The organism is Spiroplasma endosymbiont of Halictus nicosiae (assembly GCF_978018445.1).
In genome coordinates, this window is sequence record NZ_OZ389573.1 from 1,718,396 (window position 1) to 1,735,459 (window position 17,064).

Sequence of the window (17,064 nt, forward strand, 5' to 3'; positions counted from 1 at the left end):
TATTTACCTCATTTAATTTTTTATTCATTTTTATTTAATTCTAATCATTTTTTATTAAATAATTCTTTAATATCATTTCTATTATTTGAAATAATTCTTCATACTGGGTGTTTTTCAAGTAAGTTTAATTCATTAATAGTTGTTGCACTATTTATTTTTCTTATCACTATATCATAAGAATCCGATTTTTCTTTTGAAAAATCAGTATCCATATCACGCTTATAAATAGAATGCGGTTCATCTGCCCTTAATTCGCTATTATTTATTAATTTTCTTTTAATTGTTAAATCTTTAATAACAATATTATTTGTTTCATTTGAAATTGAGCCATCTTGCTTAATCATTATTCTTTCATATGAATTATCTGCTAAAAATGTAAAAATTGATTTTTGTGATATTGTTTCAAAATAATATGTTACAAATTTATTAGCAGATGCATAATCTGTTATTGAAATTGATATTTTATAGTAATATTTTGTTAAATCATAATTTGGAATTTTAAATGTTAATTTTTCATTTGCTTCTGGATAATTAATTAATTCTCAACTATCATCATTAATAGGTATATCACCATTACCTAATAATGAATTACCATTAATAGTTTTAATATTTGTTCCACTTATTAATTTATCTTGTTTAAGATTAATATCTTGTGATGTTTTTACAATATATTTACCATCAACTTTTTCAATATAATTTTTATTTAAATCACTATCTTTAATAATATCTGTTGGAATATCGCGACCCTGTTTTGCTTTTCAGACATTATTTTCATAATAAATACTATCATTATCAAATGGAACAATAAGTTTAATATATTCGTTATAATCAATTTTAGAAAAATCATTAACAGTTGGATAAAAAATATTTATTGAATTATCTGTTTGCAATCGTTCTTTTAATCAAAATAATAATGTTGGATAAAAAGTTTTTTTACTAATATGTTTATATTCTTCTTCTCATGGATGAGAATAATTATCTAAACTAGAATTATAAGGTCTAGATACTGTTTTACTAGATATAATATCAATAATTTCACCTGCTAATTTTAAAGCATTTTTAACATCACGAGTAATATTTTCATTTGCCTCAGGGTCATTAGTTTGTGAATATGCAACTCCACCTTGTGAAAATAATGCACTACCAGTTAAATAATTTACTCCTTTTGGTAAATATCAATTAATAACTGCTAATAAACAAGCAGATTGAATATAACTTAATCATTTATCATATTCAATTAAACCAGTATTATCTTTTTTTACTCATGGAAATAAATCTTTTTTATTAATTTTATCGGAAATTGTCCCACCTGATAATCTATCCATTCATAAACTAGTTTTTTAAAATAGCATTATAAATTAAATTATCATTATAAGCAGATTGTTTTCTATCATTAATAGGTTGTCAAAGTTTACTTTTTTTAACATCTTCAACTGTTATAAATAACAAATTACTTAAATTATTTTCCATATAAAACACCTCTTAATTGATTACGATATTTATTTTTTAAATTACTTGGCTTATAACTATTAACTCTTGTTTTTGTTTTCTTAATTGTTTTAATAGTTTGATTAGTTTTGTAAAACATATTTTTAACTGGTGTTTTATATAAATTCTTAATATTTTTAACATCACTTCGGCGTTCACGATACCATTTTTCATTATTAATTTCACCAGCAAAATTAAAATTAAAATGTCCAATCTTTAAATTATTAATAAACTTTTTAATTTGATTTAATTTTTGAACTGTTGGTAATGTTAATTTAGTAGTTCCTTTGGGATATTTTTCTTTTAATGCTTGTGGTAATCGCTTTTTAATATAATTTCTTAAATGACTAGGTAATCATTTTCTTAATCAATAACGACAAAATAAAGATCCTGCATTATATACAGCATTACTTAATAATTTTCAAATTTCAACCGGAACACTAGGATAAACATATGGACCATAAAATTTCGGATTTTTTGCTGTTTTTGTATATATTAAAATAGTTAAATTACCTGTTAAAGTTAATTTATTAGTTATATTAAACATACCACTATCAAGTCAACTACTATTTAAAGGTTGTCAATTAGTATTTAAATAATTTTCATTTTTAAATTGTTCTCTATTTTTAATATTATTATCTTTTTCTAATTGACTTAATATTTGTTGTATTTCTTTTTTATGACCTTTTTTAATTAAATCTAAATAAGTAAATGGATTTAATCACTGATAAATATCTTCAACTTTATTTGTAATTTTATTATATTTATCACTAATATAATTAATTGGCTTTAATATTTTATTTTTAACTTGATTAACTCTATTAATTAAATTTACAAATTTACTTATTAAAGGTTTATTTTCTAAATTAGATACTAATAAAGTTAAAACGCGTAATATTAGTAAATTCATTTTATATTAACCTTGATTATTTGGTTTTAATTCTGGTTTTGATGCTGAAATTAGATAATCAACTGGAACTCTAAAAGTTTTATTTAGATTACTTTTAGCGGCAGTAGTTTCATCTTGGCTTGGTTGTTTTTCCAAAATAATTTTACATGTTTTTGGATATAAAATTGTTGGTGTTGCATATTGTACTTTATTAATTCATTTAGGGTTAGCAGTATTATTATCTAAAACTTGTTGAATAGTATCTATATTAATTGGATATGCTCATACTTGTTTATTAATAATTAAACCATTTACATTGGTAAAATTATAACCTTTATCTCGGTTAACTTGTCCTTTTGTATATGTTTTTTCTAAATGAAAGCTTTTTGATACTGGAATACCCATTGCTGTATTTTCATATAATTCACCATTAACCATCGATTTTAATTGTGCTTGTGAACCAATTACTTTTAAATAGGCAGGTGTTAATCCTAAATAGGCTCTTCGTCCTAAAACCATAAACATTTTATCGGTTGGCAAACCAAAATATAAATTACTAATTTGATTTGTTAATTGAATCAAAGTTTCATTTAATGTAAAGAATGCTTTATTTGCATCATCAGCATTTTCAGCTGTATAACTACGAAATGGAATTACTTCATATTGACCATCTGCTAAACAATAATCATAAATAGCCTGAATTAATTCACATTCTAAATTAACAAATTTATTCTGTACAACACTAGAAATAGCATCAGCAATAACACCATTTTTAATATTTTGTTCTATTAATGCTAAGTCAAAAGCCTTATTCATTAATTTTAAATTAAATCTTTAATTTGTTTTGTTTCATTATGAAATTCATTTAAAATATTATCTGCAATTTCTTCACTTAAACCTTGTTCGATTAATTGTTCTTTTGTAAGTGCCATTTTATAAACCTCTCTTTTTTTATTCTTGTTCGAATAACAAGTCAGCATAAGTCTTTTTAAGGCGGAAAGCATAAACCGTAAATTACTTTTTTGTTAAAAGGATAAACCGTTAACATTATTTTACACTATTATTTTAGTAATACAACTATTAATATAGAGAAAAAAAGAAAAGAAGAAAATATAACTTAATATATTTTACTGCTAATTTAGCCCTTAAAACGCGTAATTAAGAGTATTTTAAAAGATAAATTTATTAAAATAAGCGCTAATTTTGCTTGTATATATATAATGCAAGTAAATCTTGATAAAAAGTTTCAAGATAAAGAAAAGGAGAAAAACAAGTATGAAAAAATTACTAAGTTTATTAAGTACTTTAACAATTGTAGGAACATGAATACCTAATGTCATTGCCACTAGTAGTTATCAAAAAAAATTATTAAAGATTTATCTGAATTAAATTGAACAGGTTTAAATATAACTAAAAAAGAGATACACAAAATAATCAAGATAAACATATATTTAAAACTAATAATGGATTAAACAAGCCAACAGAACAACAAATTAAAGAAGCAATAATAGAATTAAATCCACAGTTAGATACAAAAAACATCAATGTTACAAATATTACTGAAAATAGTGCAGTAATTACTATAGCCAATTTTAGTGGCCAAAAAACAATTCATTTTAAAGTTGAAACAAATACTAGCAATAATGAACTTTTTGTAAGTAGTCCTAGTCCTAATGCCAGTTCTGATGGTGTTTCATTAAATTTTAAAGTAGAAAAAATTAATACACCAGAAAAAATAATTGCTAAAGATGTTAAAAATGTTACAGAAGAAGAATTAATTACAGCATTATTACCAAAAATTTATGAAGAATATGATAGATTAAATCCTAATTTTAATAATAACAGTAAATATCTTTTAAAATACGAAATGGTAAAAATAAAAAATATGAACTTTCCTGTTGATTTATCATCTGAAAAAATAATTAATAATTTTTCTATTAGTGGAAAATTTTATTATTTATTTTTCTGTCCTGTTTTTGATTTAGAAATACCTAATTTTAAATTGCCTGCTGCACAATTAATTTAAATAGAAAGAATTTAAAAAAATGAAAAGATTATTAAGTATTATTGGTACAATTTCATTAGTAGGAACAAGTACAACAAGTTTAGTTGCTTGTAATAAAACACATGAATATACACCAGAAGAATTAAAGAAAATAAAAACTTTAATTCAGTTTATCGCTGGAATGGTGAAGAACAAAAATTACCTAATTTAGGTATTGATGAAAATCGTAATATAAAAGTTAATTAAGAATAAAATAAAAAGAGATTTAATTTCTCTTTTTATTTTGGTTTAAATGTAATTTTAATAGGATTATTACTATTGTTTTTAATTCCTAATCTATCTCAGTTAGAAACATTTAATTTTATATCTTGAATATTACCAAAAGAATTAAATCTTGTTTCAAGAAGACCAAATAATAATTTAGGTAGTAATGTTTTTGAAAATCTAATTTTTAATTTTACATCATTAGTATAATATGCCTGTAAATATGTTTCTTTAATTTTATTATTAATATTACTAGACTAAGCAGTTATTTGCAATGAAAATAACATAGTTATTCTTTTTTTATCATCAACATATCGATTTGTATAACTATTGGGTGGCAATCCATTAGTATATGCAGTAGAAAATGTTTGAATATCATTTACTTTTATATTTTTAGTATATAAAGTTATTGTATTTTCAAAATTAACATTATCAACTTGTGGCAAACCCTCCAACCTTGGTACAGAAAAATCTGTTAATGAACATATATTATTACTACAATTATTAATTCCTCCATTTATATTAACATTTCTATTAGGAATAAATCATTGTATCTTGGGTTCAGAACATGAAACTTGTAAATTATTAAGATTACTTATTTCAATTGTTTTATAAGCATCTTAGAATTTACTAATACTTTGAATTGTTGGGTCAATTTGTTTTAAATCAATTTCTATTTCATAATAACCATTATATTTGGCTGTATTATCAAATAAATTAACATCTCATCTATCTTTTTCTTTTTTCTTACATTGTGCTGGTGCTGTAATTTTAGTTAATAATGGTTGAATTGCATTTGCATCTCAAATATCTTTGGTATAAGGTTGATAGTTATATGGAACTGGTGGAAGAACATATTCAGGGTAATTAAATGTTGGTATTTCATAGTCGTGTGGTAATAAGAAACTAGTTTTATAATTAGTTGTCATATCACGTAAATAATTATTTAATACGCTTTTTGTTTTACCACGAAAACTCCATACTGATAAGCGTAAATAATCTTCTTCATTATTAATATATGGATTATCTGCATAAAAGATAATTTCAAAATTACCTTTATATAATGCTTGTATTGAAAACATATCAATTATATAACTACAATTTGTACCATCAGGTGTTTGTAAGAATTCGTAATCATTATCTTTTTCACTATCACTAACTGGTGTTTGAGCATCTACTGCTCTTACTAATTCATTAATTAAATAAATATGATTAGTTTTAGGGTTTAATTGTTTTAAATTATAAGTTGAATAAGTTATTCGTTCTGTTGGTTTACCATCTTTTTCAAAAACATTGCCTTGTATTTTATCAGTTAATAAAGTAGTAAAACTAAAACTAGTAGCATTAGCACCAATTTTATCATTTCCTTGTTCTCAAAATATTTCAAATGGTAAATAACCTTTACCAGCAGACTTATCACCTCAAAAGGCATCATTATAAAAACTATAAACATTAGCACTCATAAAGCCATTAAGTCATAGGAAATTAGGTCATTTATCATCTTGGGTAATTGTTAAATTACCAATTCAGTCCCAAGGAATACCAAACGAAACAAAGTTTAAAAACTTTCCAATAGCAGGTATCGTAAAAGGATTAAATACTAATTTTTGCGTATAGTTTAAAGGTAATACTGTAATTTGGCGATTAATAAAATTATTCATATTTAAAATATCTCAAACATTACATTTACCCATTTTATTATATTCAATTTGAACATTACCAACTGTATTATTGAATTCATCTTTTCTTCTAAAATATGATGAGGCTTGGGTACTAATAATATTATTAATAGTTCCACTATTTACTTTTACTTTATCTGGTGGAGTAATCATTCAATTTTTAGACCAATAAGGCTTAGAATTTTTGTCTTCTTCCTTAATAGTTGTTTATTTTTTTCAATTCAAAAATCAGACATTGATTGAATATGTTCTTTTCAATCTTTATATCCAGTAATAATAGTTGGTTGAATACCTTGAATGTTATATCAACTTACTTCGGGTGAAGCATAAGTATTTATTTTATCAGGTGGTGCAGGAAACATGTTATACATTAATAAATCACGAGAATTCATTACTTTTTTATTAAATTCACCTTTAATAATTGGTCTCCCAATAACAGGCATATCAAAAAAGATAGGATTACCATAAAATTTAACTGCCATTGCTCTAACACCTGGGTCTTTTAATAAAATCTCATCTAATTCAACAATACCTTTATTTAGTTTTTCATCATAAGTTATTTTAGGAAAACAATAACCTTCATCTGGGGCACTTGTTTGAATAAATTGTCGTACTGATAAACCACTATTACTAATTTTGTCATTAATACTTGAAAAAGTAATTTCTTGTCACAAGAAATCACCATCTTCTACGGAATAATAATTAATAACATTTGATGGATATAATCATTGTCTATCTTGGGGTGCAGAATTAATATCACCACCACCAATATTTAAACCACGGTCATTAAATACAGTATAAAAATTATAATAATCATTAATATTTAATTTAGTAATATCTTCATCTAAAATTAATAAAGTATATTGTCTTTCAGTTGATTGCTGTGTAAATACTTGTTCAAATTTAGTATCACCAAATTTAATAGAACTTACATCATCAACCATATAAGCATCTCAATATTTACCAACTTTAACCTCTTTTGTATAAAAGTTATCAGATTTATTATCATTATTAATAAAATAACTTAATTTATATTGATTTAAGTATTCTAACATTCTATTAATATCATAAATGTTTTCACCATCAATTAATTTTCAATATTATCAAATATTCTTGAATAACTACCATAATCACTTGGTTTAGCATTATTAGATTTTCAACCTGTCTCAGTATCAGGAATATATGAACTATTATATCTATTGCAGTAGCACCTGCTTCTGTTCTTAATCATTGCATAGCTTCTGGACTAATTTTTTGCATTTGTTAATTCTCCTTAATTTCTGTTCTACCTTGTAAGGCATTTTGATTATTACCAGTTTCATCATATTCTAGTAATTTATTATTATGTTCTATTTCTTTGGCTTGCATTTTATCTTGTCATGCTTCTACTTTTTCAAAATATTTGGTTGCTTCTAATTCATCAATATTATCATATTCAGTAATTGCTCTTATTGGTTCCATTGTACCATTATCTAATCTAGCAGTAATTAATTCATTTTGTCGAATTTGATCTACTAAACTAGCACTAACAAAATCAAATCCATAAGGGCGTTCACCATTTCCATCTCATAAACCATAATATTTTAAAACTGTATCAAACATTTTAGTATAATATTGTTTACGATATGCTTGTAAATATGCTTGTTTTTCTAAATCTTTTGTTTTTTTTATTAATGATTGGGTTTTATTTTTTTCACTATCTAAGGCATCACCAAAAGGACTAGAAAAATTACATGCTATATATACTTCTTCAATAATTGCTTTTTGGTCTTGTGTATATGTTTCTAAGGTTGGTGCCCCTTGTACTACTTGTAAAGATTGGGATAATTGACCATCTACGGCTGATTTACCTGATTGAATAAAAATATCATCAAAAGCATCTTGTAATACTTTTTTATTGCCTTTGTTATAAGCAGTCATTAAATCATCATCTAATACCCCATATCAATGCGTACAATTTGCTCATCTTTCTTTTGATTTAATATTAAAACTATCTTCTAAATCAAATTGTAATTTATAACAATTTGCCATTGTAGGTCATGAATTTAAAGTGGTTGATGTTGATAAAAATAAAGGATTAGGTTCATTTATCATTTTTCAAAAGGGGACTATACCTAATTTGTTTTTAAATTCTTGTACTAAAACAGGTCTAACATCATCTTTAATTTGTGTTTTACTTTGTCCAACAACTACTTCATTATTTTTAGGTCAACCTTTAATAACTATTTTATCTTTGGTACAAATTAAATTTAAAATAAAACCACTATCTGATTGATGATAATTTAATCAAATATCAGCACCTTGTTCAATTTCGTTTATTTTACTTACGCCTGATGTAAAGTTAAAGGGGTTAATTCATAAATCAATATTTCCATCACTAGTTTCTAATAAACCAAAGATAGTTTTACCCATTAAACTTGCTGTTAATTCATTTTTATCTAATTTTTCTTTTATTTTATAAGTTTCATATCATCAATTTAATTTTTCTAAAATATCTTTACAATGCGACTTAAATAAAATATCTTTACCATTTATTAATCGCATTTGATGACGAGCAATAATATTGGCTAAATTAATAGTTCAATCATAATTATAAAATTTTAAAACACTATTAATATCATTTAAGTTTGGTAAACTAGGGAAAGTATTATTCATAGTTATTTTGCTCCTTTAAATTTAAGATAAGTGCATAATTAATTATATTTACTGTTAATAAACTAGGTTCATTTGCTAAAACTTGTACACATACTTTAACTTTTTGATATTTTTTAATATATTCGTTATATAAATTTAATTTACATATTGCGATATTATCTTTTTTTAATTCTTGACAAAGTCTTTTTTTAACTTGTCCGCAAACAGACATATATAGTCTTTTTGCATTTATTACACGCTCATCATGTATTACATATATATCTTTTTTCATTAAGTTAATCACTCCCTTTGTTGTCATAATTTATAATCTGCTGAACTATTATGTTTAACCATTGGTATTAATTCAAAATGTAAAGCATAAAAATCACTATCAAATGTATCATCATATAAGTCTAACATTCGTTCTTCTCTGGAATCTGGTTTATCTTCTCATTGAATTAATTCATATTAAGTTTTACTTACAGGACATTTTTCTCATAATCATTTTAATTGATTAGTATTTATTAACATTGTAAATGCTTCTACACGATGTTTTATTTTAAACTTCTGCTTTTGTGCTGGTTTAAAATGCATATATTGACCAAAAAAATAATTATATTTTTCTCTATTTAAACTTTCTAATGTTGCATAAGCACTATCATCAACATTAATTGATATACCTTGCTGAATTAAATTAAAATATTGGTTTAATTGATTGTTATAAAACTCTAAAATATCTTTTACTTGTTCTAATGGTCCTTTAAATTGTTGTGTAGCATTTGAGTGTGTATATTCTGCTACTTTATATGCTTTTTTATCAAATGAATTATATATTCAAAAGCTCGCCGCTGTTGTATGTCCTTTGGGATTAGTAGAGTTTGCTAAATCAACATCACCTAATAATTTAGTTGGTTGAATAATATCTGTTGCATGCATAATATCAATATATCGCGCAAAGATTTAACCACTAGTATTACCAGGCAAACCTCAACTTTATACTCTTGATCTTTCAACATCTAATTGCTCTAACCTTAATTGCTTATTAATTTTATCTTGTGGTAATTCATAATTAAGTCTTCAACTAGAATAATGAATAATAATCTTCATATTTCATTTTTCAATATATTTAATTTGTTCATATTTACTACGCATTATTTCTTCATTAAAAGGTAATAATTCATTACAATAACCAACAATATATCTTTTTAAGCTTTCAGGATTACAGGTATTAATTGTTATTTTATTTTGATAACCACGAATAGCAAATTCTAAATCACTTAAATCTTTTTGTTGAAATTGGTCACATTCTTCTCTTCAATCAATAACTAATTTATATTTATTCAAATCAGCAAAAGCTTTTAATTTTTCTTTTCGACTTGGTGAATGTAAACCTTTACAATATATTTTGCTACCATTTGATAAAGTAAAAGTAAAATTTGATAAATTAATAGTATAAGGTATATTATTTTCATCTAACATATTTCATATATTTTGAAATACACTATCTTTTAAATCTTTACTCCAATACATACTAGCAATAATACAAATTGGTTCTTTAATTAATAAACTAATTTTTAATAATTCACCAAACATTTTTATATTTGAAATAGTCTTACCACTATATCGTGTCCCAATTTGATTAATTTCATTAACTAACTCATATTTTTAGCAAATGGATATTTATTACCAATACTACTATTTTGTAATAACCAATAAGGAATTTCTAACAAATAAGTAAAATGATTAAGAATTATTATCACTTTCTTTTTTAATATCTCTAATATCCGTTTGTAAATTAACAATTATTGGTTGTTGATTATTTAAGTTTAATTCTTGTTCAAGTTCTTTATATAATTGATTGGGTTTTTTATCGATTCAAAATTCTTCTATTTTACGCTTAAATGTGCTTAAACTTGCTTTTTTGGATTAAATTCTTTCATTTTTTACTCCTTTTTGCATATTAAAATTGCTATTATTTAAACAATATGATTAAATAAAAGAGTAATTAATCCTGAAAATATAACAAAAGAACCAACTTGGTTCTTTTTTTATTACCTATATTTTACATCAAAATAAAAAAAGTAAATTATTTTACTTTTTTCAGTTAAATTAATTTGCTAATAATTAACATTTTAATTATAAGACAATAAATAAAAAATAATATCTTTTTTTGCATTTTCATTATTTTTGTGCTAAAGTCCTAAACTATAGAAAAGAGGGTATAAAAATGATAAATGTAGATAACAATTTTTTAAAGAATTTTATTAATTTATTAAATATACAAAGTATTGAAATTATTCAACAAAGTTTAAAAGATTGTGATGAATGAATTTTTAAAAATTATAAAATTGATGAAACTTTAAAAGAATTTAAAAATTATAAAGTAAAAGAAATAAAACCAAGAAAATTAACTATTTTAAATGGGAAAATAACTTTTAAAAAAAGAAAATATTATAAAATTAATCAAGAAACAGGTAAAGAAGAATATATTTTTCCTTTGGATAAACTTTTAGAAATTAAAAAATGACAAAGAATAGATAATTCTGTTAAAGAAAAAATATTATCATTTATTGGCAATAAAAAACATATCAAGATATTTTAGATACTATGGAACATGTAAAAATTTGTATAAAAACAATTTCAAATATTATGAAAAATGCAAAAATTGATAAAGAATATTATATTAATAAAACTGATAAAAAATAAAGGTACCTCATACTTTATAATGGAAGAATTAACGCAATTTAAAATCATTGAACCATTAAAAGAAAAAACAACAAAAGAAGTTACAAACGCATTAAAACGAATTTTTTTTAACAGATTTTTTAAAGATAGATGCAAAGGAACAATAACAGATCAAGGCAAAGAATTTGCTGATTGAGAAAAAATTGAAAAAATAACAAATGCTAAAGTATATTTTTGTGATGCTGGAACTCCAACTCAAAAACCCAAAGTTGAAAGAGCAATCCGCGATTTTAGACATTGATTTTCCAAAGGAATTGATTTAAGTATTTATTCAAGAAATTATTATCAAGAAGTTGATAATATAATAAACTCTAAACTTAAAAAATCTTTACATTGACTATCTTCAAAAGAAGTTTTTATACAAATGTTTAATTTTTAATATAATTACCTATAAAAATTTTAATCATTTTATTTTTCAGTGTGCCAAAATTCATAAATTTAAAACAAAACTACTAAATTTTTTTAAAATAAATTATATTGAACATTTATTTTATAGTACAATTTACAGATTCAATAAATTGATTAGCAATATATTCTAAATACAATTTATTTTTTAAAGTACCATAAACAATTCGATAAATTAAAGTTTTATCTTGGTCAGTAAAATCATCATTTTGTTCTACAATATTTGATAATAAATGATTACTAAACTTATTTTTTGCAAAAATTTTTCATAAGATATTTCATGCTATTTCTCTTGCTTGCATTTCTTAATCCTTTAAACTTACGAACGATTAGCAATTTCTTGTTCTAAAATTGTTTTAATTTCTGCAACTGCTTGTTCTACAGTGTTATTTACCACAACATAATTATAATTACTTTGCAATGGAAGTTCATCAGCTGCTTTTGCTAATCGTGCTTGTAATACTTCTTCGGATTCACTTTTTCGGCCTCGAATTCGTTTTTTTAATTCCTCTAAACTTGGTGGAATTAAAAAAATTGAAACTGCATCAGTTACTTTCTGTAACACTTGTGTTGCACCTTGTACTTCAATTTCTAATAAAACATTTTTTCCATTATTAATTTGTTCAATACAATATGATTTTGGTATATCATAATAATTACCGACAAATTCAGCATATTCTAATAATTCATCTTTTTTAATTGCAGCTTCAAATGTTGGTCGGTCAACAAAAAAAATAATTTACCCCTTCAATTTCATCCTGCCTTTTTGTTCTTGTTATCATTGAAACTGAATAAGCCAAATTCAACTCCTCATATTTAAAAAGTTCTTGGCATATTGTCCCTTTTCCGACTCCTGATGGGCCAGAAAAAATAATTAAAAAACCCTCTTTCTGCACATTAACGTTCTCCTTTTTCTAATCTTAATATATACAAATACTTTTTTTATATGTTTTACAACGTAACATAACTAAATTAAATTGATCAAATGACAACATTTAATATTGTTATTCAATAAAACTTTATAATCATAATTTAATACCTTTGCATTATTTATTTTTAAGTTATTTAAATTAGTTTCAATAATTTTGGAGGCACCTTGGTGCGAATCATTAAAATAACATTGTTGTAACCCCCTTGATAACCATTCAATTCCTAATTGACGACTTCCAGAAAAAATATCTAATCCAATTTTATTTTCATAAATAAAATAATTATCTAAAATATTAAATGTATCTTCTTTAACACGTGCCGTCATTGGCCGGGTATTCATTCCATCTAATGTTTTAATTTTATAACCCTTATATTTTCCACTAATTACGCGCATCTTCTTAACCCTTCTCTTTCTTTTTTTTATTATACTAAAACTTTAGAATTTTCTTTAATAATTGCTGAATATGTTATAATTTTTTAAGAGGTGATTTTTAGTGTTGCAAAATGAAATACCAACTAAAGACTGACTAGTATTTGATGATACACCATCAATTCGACAACCATCAATTGATGTCTCTTTACCATTAGCACCTGAAAATGAACTTATAATGCAAAAATTAATTGATTTTGTAAGATATTCCCAAGATCCGCAAAAAAATAGTGGTCATACAATTAGACCAGCTGTTGGTTTAGCCGCTCCTCAAATTGGACATAATCTTAAAATGTATTATATTCGAATTGAAGAGACAGATGACGAAACAGGAGATAAAAAAATAATTGAACATGCAATGATTAATCCTAAAATTATTGGAAAAAGTGAACAAAAAGCTTGTATAGAAGAAGGCGAAGGTTGTTTAAGCGTTAATGGTGATAAAGAAGGTTTTGTCCCTCGTAGTTTTCGAATTATTATTGAAGGTTATGATTATTTAAAACAACAACAAGTAACAATTACTGCCCATGGTCTTGAAGCAATTGTTTTTCAACATGAACAAGGGCATTTAGAAGGAAAGCTTTATTATGATTTAATTAATAAAACCGAACCTTGAATGAAAAAAAGTGATTGAATTATTTTATAAAAATAATATTTAACTTTTTTTAAAACAAAAGTTTTTTTGATAATCTTACTAATCTTTATGTTATAATTTCTTGGATACTAGTAAATTAATTTTTTTCTTTTTAATAATATCCAATTTAATAAAGAAAAAACTATGCGTTAATTTTAGAATTATGAGGTGATAATTTCAATGAATGAAGAAAAGAAAAAAACAAGTAAAAACAAAGCAATAGTTACAAAACCAACTAGTATAGTAACAAAACAACCAATCCAAAATGTTGTTAAAAATAAAATTCCAACAAAAGTGTTTGCTTTAGGTGGATTAGAAGAAGTTGGAAAAAATACATATTGTATCGAGCATGATGAAGAGTTAATTATGCTTGATGCAGGAGTTAAATTTCCAAGTTCAACAATGCTTGGAGTTGATGCTGTTATTCCTAATTATAATTATTTAAAAGAAAACCAACGAAAAATAAAAGCATTATTTATTACACACGGCCATGAAGATCATATTGGTGGAATTCCCTATTTATTACGGGAAGTTAATATTCCAATTATTTGTGCACCACGATTAGCAGCTGCTTTAATTCGTGATCGTCTAAAAGAAGCAAAATTGGAACAAACAACAATTGTTAAAGAAGTTGATAATATGAGTGTTATTAAAACAAAAAACTTTAAAATTAACTTTTTTGCTGTTAACCATAGTATTCCTGATGCCTTTGGAATTTCAGTAGTTACTCCAAATGGAAAAGTTGTTTCAACTGGTGATTATAAATTTGACTGAACACCATTAGGACATCGTGCTGATATTGAACGAATGGCAAATATGGGGCAAGAAGGTGTTATGTTATTAATGGCTGATAGTACCAATGCTGAAGTTGAGGGTTACACTCAAACTGAAACAAAAATTATTAAAAATATTGGTGAATTATTTGTTAAAGCTAAGGGGCGAATTTTAATTTCAACTTTTGCTTCAAATGTTCATCGAATTCAACATATTGTTGAAATTGCAAATAAATATGGACGAAAAATTTTAGTGTTTGGTAGAAGTTTAGATCGCATTATTAAAATTATTCGTCAAATGGGACATTTAAAAATTTCTGATAAGGCATTTATTAAAGCTAATGATGCTAAAAACTATAAAGATAATGAAATATTAATTATTTGTACTGGAAGCCAAGGTGAACCAATGGCAGCATTATCCCGAATTGCAAATAATCAACATCAACATATTTCTATTATTCCTGGTGATACTGTTATTTTTTCATCATCACCAATTCCCGGCAATCAAGCTGATGTTGAACGAGTTATTAATAAACTAGTTCGTGCTGGTGCTATTGTGCAAGAAAATAGTCCTTTAAATCAAATCCATACGTCTGGTCATGCTTCACAAGAAGAACAAAAATTATTATTTACCCTATTGAAGCCAAAATACTTTATGCCAATGCATGGTGACTATCGTATGCTTCGCCAACATGGTGAAACAGCAATTAGTGTCAATGTCCCAAAAGATAATGTTTTTATTTGTGCTAATGGTGATCAAATTGAACTATTAAATGGAACAGCAGCAATTGGTAAAAGAATTGAAGCTGAAGCTGTTTATGTTGATGGAAAAGATTTATCAGGGCAAACAACCGCTGTTGTTCGTGACCGTGAAATTTTATCAAAAGATGGGTTAATTGCTGTTGTTATTTCAATTGATTCGCTAAATAATCAATTACTAACACCACCACGCATTATTTCAAGAGGAAGTTTCTATGTTAAAGAATCTGGAAATATTATTAATGAATCAATTTGTTTAGCAACCGAAGCAGTTAATGAAGTTTTAAAAACCCAAAAACCAACTTTTGGCGCTCTTAAAAATGCTATTAAGCAATCATTATCTCCTTTCATTTACCGTTATAAACGTCGTAATCCATTGATTATTCCAGTAATTTTAAATAAAAAATAAAAGAATATGTAAAAATACTCTTTTATTTTTTGGTCGCATGGAAAAAAGAAGGGTTTTAACAAATACATAGAAATTGAATAAAAATAATAAACCATTTACTAAAATGGTTTTTTTATTTGTAAAACCAAAATTATTAATTGATTCAGAGAAAGGACAGCATCTTAAATTCTTAAAATAGAAACTTTTTATTACAACTTTTTGATACCCTCTTTAAGTTGTTTAAACATTTATTAAATATCTTAGAAATCTTTATAAAGTGTACCTGTTTTTTTCCAATTTTAAGGTGTTGTCCTTTCTCTGTTTCAGTTAATTAATTTGCTAATAAAAAAACTTAATAAAGGAAGGAGTAGGAAATGAAAATTAATAAGCAACAAACAATATGTGATGTTGATAATTGCTATAAAGCAATATCATTCATTACCGAAAAATTTTTATCAAATAAAGTTTTATGAACTTGTGAAAAACATAAAGATTTATTGAATAAAGTAAAAGATAAAACACAAAAGCGGTTTTATAAACGCTTAGAAAATTCAAAAAATATCTTTGATTATGAAACTGGTTTATTAAAACTTAAATTTTATAAAACAACTTAATGCAGAGCGGAACGGTTATTTTAAATAACTAAGTGTTTTTATTCCACAGCCGGCCGAGGCAAGTACTGAAATAGTGTATGAGGAAAAATGTAAATCGGCGCTGGTTCATTAGAACTAAGCGATAGTCGTGATAAGTCCAAAGTTAATATCAAACGACAATAAAAATAGAGATAGTGACTTTACAATTAAATTTGCGAAAAGTGTGGTTGGTTGGAGTTTTATAGCATTTGGTCCTTTAAAATGCGAGTTAATTTTTAATTTAAAAACTGAACGTCAAATCCCAGAGCAAAAGCACAAATGGGCATGGATAAAGGAAGACATATATATGTCTGGCGTCAATATTAAAAAACAACTGTGGATTATTAAACATTCAAACAATTAACATATCGCCACCGCTCACCCCCAGTGAGGCGGATGGCGTAGTAAG

The 17,064-nt window shown here is 24.8% G+C and carries 22 protein-coding genes and 2 pseudogenes; 7 read left to right on the top strand and 17 right to left on the bottom strand.

Features of this window, described 5'->3' with window-relative positions; all coding sequences use genetic code 4:
* Nucleotides 1–20: 20 nt before the first annotated feature.
* Genes ACZ91P_RS11625 through ACZ91P_RS11645 form a run of 5 tightly spaced genes read right to left on the bottom strand, consistent with a single transcriptional unit; the run spans nt 21 to nt 3,381 of the window.
* Nucleotides 21–1,325 carry a hypothetical protein gene (locus tag ACZ91P_RS11625; RefSeq protein ID WP_465156319.1) on the bottom strand — a complete coding sequence of 435 codons (1,305 nt, stop codon included), beginning with the start codon at nt 1,323–1,325 and terminating at the stop codon, nt 21–23.
* Between the two features lie 7 nt (nt 1,326–1,332).
* The gene (locus tag ACZ91P_RS11630; RefSeq protein WP_465156321.1) at nt 1,333–1,470 is read right to left on the bottom strand and encodes a hypothetical protein; all 138 of its coding nucleotides are present in this window, start codon (nt 1,468–1,470) and stop codon (nt 1,333–1,335) included.
* Complete coding sequence (locus ACZ91P_RS11635) at nt 1,460–2,398, bottom strand: hypothetical protein (protein WP_465156323.1); 939 nt, start codon at nt 2,396–2,398, stop codon at nt 1,460–1,462. The genes ACZ91P_RS11630 and ACZ91P_RS11635 overlap by 11 nt, the downstream gene beginning before the upstream one ends.
* A gap of 6 nt (nt 2,399–2,404) precedes the next feature.
* Complete coding sequence (locus ACZ91P_RS11640) at nt 2,405–3,193, bottom strand: hypothetical protein (RefSeq protein WP_465156325.1); 789 nt, start codon at nt 3,191–3,193, stop codon at nt 2,405–2,407.
* A 5-nt stretch (nt 3,194–3,198) separates the two neighbouring features.
* Nucleotides 3,199–3,381 (bottom strand): hypothetical protein, encoded by a 183-nt coding sequence (locus tag ACZ91P_RS11645; RefSeq protein WP_465156327.1) that lies wholly within the window; start codon nt 3,379–3,381, stop codon nt 3,199–3,201.
* An 881-nt stretch (nt 3,382–4,262) separates the two neighbouring features.
* On the opposite strand from ACZ91P_RS11645, the gene ACZ91P_RS11650 reads away from it, so the two are divergent.
* Together ACZ91P_RS11650 and ACZ91P_RS11655 are read left to right on the top strand one after the other, a co-directional pair.
* A complete protein-coding gene (locus ACZ91P_RS11650; protein ID WP_465155577.1) occupies nt 4,263–4,403 on the top strand; it encodes a hypothetical protein in 141 nt (46 codons plus the stop codon).
* A 19-nt stretch (nt 4,404–4,422) separates the two neighbouring features.
* Nucleotides 4,423–4,593 (top strand): lipoprotein, encoded by a 171-nt coding sequence (locus ACZ91P_RS11655; protein ID WP_465156329.1) that lies wholly within the window; start codon nt 4,423–4,425, stop codon nt 4,591–4,593.
* 310 nt (nt 4,594–4,903) lie between these two features.
* On the opposite strand, the gene ACZ91P_RS11660 is transcribed toward ACZ91P_RS11655, so the two are convergent.
* The 9 genes from ACZ91P_RS11660 to ACZ91P_RS11700 form a co-directional block, all read right to left on the bottom strand.
* On the bottom strand, nt 4,904–5,092 hold the full coding sequence (locus ACZ91P_RS11660) for a hypothetical protein (RefSeq protein ID WP_465156331.1): 189 nt from the start codon (nt 5,090–5,092) through the stop codon (nt 4,904–4,906).
* A gap of 174 nt (nt 5,093–5,266) precedes the next feature.
* Nucleotides 5,267–6,478, bottom strand: coding sequence for a hypothetical protein (locus ACZ91P_RS11665; protein WP_465156333.1), 1,212 nt, complete (start codon nt 6,476–6,478; stop codon nt 5,267–5,269).
* A complete protein-coding gene (locus tag ACZ91P_RS11670) occupies nt 6,454–7,380 on the bottom strand; it encodes a hypothetical protein (protein WP_465156335.1) in 927 nt (308 codons plus the stop codon). The genes ACZ91P_RS11665 and ACZ91P_RS11670 overlap by 25 nt, the downstream gene beginning before the upstream one ends.
* 32 nt (nt 7,381–7,412) lie before the next feature.
* The gene (locus ACZ91P_RS11675; RefSeq protein WP_465156337.1) at nt 7,413–7,556 is read right to left on the bottom strand and encodes a hypothetical protein; all 144 of its coding nucleotides are present in this window, start codon (nt 7,554–7,556) and stop codon (nt 7,413–7,415) included.
* A 32-nt stretch (nt 7,557–7,588) separates the two neighbouring features.
* The gene (locus ACZ91P_RS11680; protein ID WP_465156339.1) at nt 7,589–8,980 is read right to left on the bottom strand and encodes a hypothetical protein; all 1,392 of its coding nucleotides are present in this window, start codon (nt 8,978–8,980) and stop codon (nt 7,589–7,591) included.
* Nucleotides 8,973–9,251: a hypothetical protein gene (locus tag ACZ91P_RS11685; protein WP_465156341.1), complete on the bottom strand. Its 279-nt coding sequence runs from the start codon at nt 9,249–9,251 to the stop codon at nt 8,973–8,975. The genes ACZ91P_RS11680 and ACZ91P_RS11685 overlap by 8 nt, the downstream gene beginning before the upstream one ends.
* Entirely contained in the window at nt 9,251–9,379 is a 129-nt protein-coding gene (locus ACZ91P_RS11690; protein ID WP_265575310.1) for a hypothetical protein, read from the bottom strand. The genes ACZ91P_RS11685 and ACZ91P_RS11690 overlap by 1 nt, the downstream gene beginning before the upstream one ends.
* A 48-nt stretch (nt 9,380–9,427) precedes the next feature.
* Nucleotides 9,428–9,895, bottom strand: coding sequence for a hypothetical protein (locus tag ACZ91P_RS11695; protein WP_465156343.1), 468 nt, complete (start codon nt 9,893–9,895; stop codon nt 9,428–9,430).
* A 57-nt stretch (nt 9,896–9,952) separates the two neighbouring features.
* Nucleotides 9,953–10,552 carry a phage terminase large subunit gene (locus ACZ91P_RS11700; protein WP_465156345.1) on the bottom strand — a complete coding sequence of 200 codons (600 nt, stop codon included), beginning with the start codon at nt 10,550–10,552 and terminating at the stop codon, nt 9,953–9,955.
* Nucleotides 10,553–11,186: 634 nt separating this feature from the next.
* Here ACZ91P_RS11700 and ACZ91P_RS11705 point away from each other — a divergent pair.
* A complete protein-coding gene (locus ACZ91P_RS11705; protein ID WP_465156347.1) occupies nt 11,187–11,561 on the top strand; it encodes a UPF0236 family transposase-like protein in 375 nt (124 codons plus the stop codon).
* Nucleotides 11,562–11,684: 123 nt separating this feature from the next.
* Nucleotides 11,685–12,083: pseudogene (locus ACZ91P_RS11710) on the top strand (transposase); the annotation flags it as partial.
* 106 nt (nt 12,084–12,189) lie between these two features.
* Here the strand turns inward: ACZ91P_RS11710 and ACZ91P_RS11715 are convergent.
* From ACZ91P_RS11715 to ACZ91P_RS11725, 3 genes and pseudogenes are all read right to left on the bottom strand, one after another.
* The gene (locus ACZ91P_RS11715) at nt 12,190–12,411 is read right to left on the bottom strand and encodes a transcription antitermination factor NusB (protein ID WP_465156349.1); all 222 of its coding nucleotides are present in this window, start codon (nt 12,409–12,411) and stop codon (nt 12,190–12,192) included.
* Between the two features lie 17 nt (nt 12,412–12,428).
* Nucleotides 12,429–13,005 (bottom strand): annotated as a pseudogene (gmk, locus tag ACZ91P_RS11720) (guanylate kinase).
* Between the two features lie 71 nt (nt 13,006–13,076).
* On the bottom strand, nt 13,077–13,433 hold the full coding sequence (locus ACZ91P_RS11725; RefSeq protein ID WP_465156351.1) for an RsmD family RNA methyltransferase: 357 nt from the start codon (nt 13,431–13,433) through the stop codon (nt 13,077–13,079).
* Nucleotides 13,434–13,533: 100 nt separating this feature from the next.
* Here ACZ91P_RS11725 and def point away from each other — a divergent pair, with 100 nt between their 5' ends.
* The 3 genes from def to ACZ91P_RS11740 all read left to right on the top strand — a co-directional run bounded on the left by def (nt 13,534) and on the right by ACZ91P_RS11740 (nt 16,637).
* Nucleotides 13,534–14,115: a peptide deformylase gene (def, locus tag ACZ91P_RS11730; RefSeq protein ID WP_465156353.1), complete on the top strand. Its 582-nt coding sequence runs from the start codon at nt 13,534–13,536 to the stop codon at nt 14,113–14,115.
* A gap of 168 nt (nt 14,116–14,283) precedes the next feature.
* A complete protein-coding gene (locus ACZ91P_RS11735) occupies nt 14,284–16,044 on the top strand; it encodes a ribonuclease J (RefSeq protein WP_465156355.1) in 1,761 nt (586 codons plus the stop codon).
* Between the two features lie 353 nt (nt 16,045–16,397).
* Nucleotides 16,398–16,637 (top strand): hypothetical protein, encoded by a 240-nt coding sequence (locus ACZ91P_RS11740; RefSeq protein WP_465156357.1) that lies wholly within the window; start codon nt 16,398–16,400, stop codon nt 16,635–16,637.
* Nucleotides 16,638–17,064: the final 427 nt, after the last annotated feature.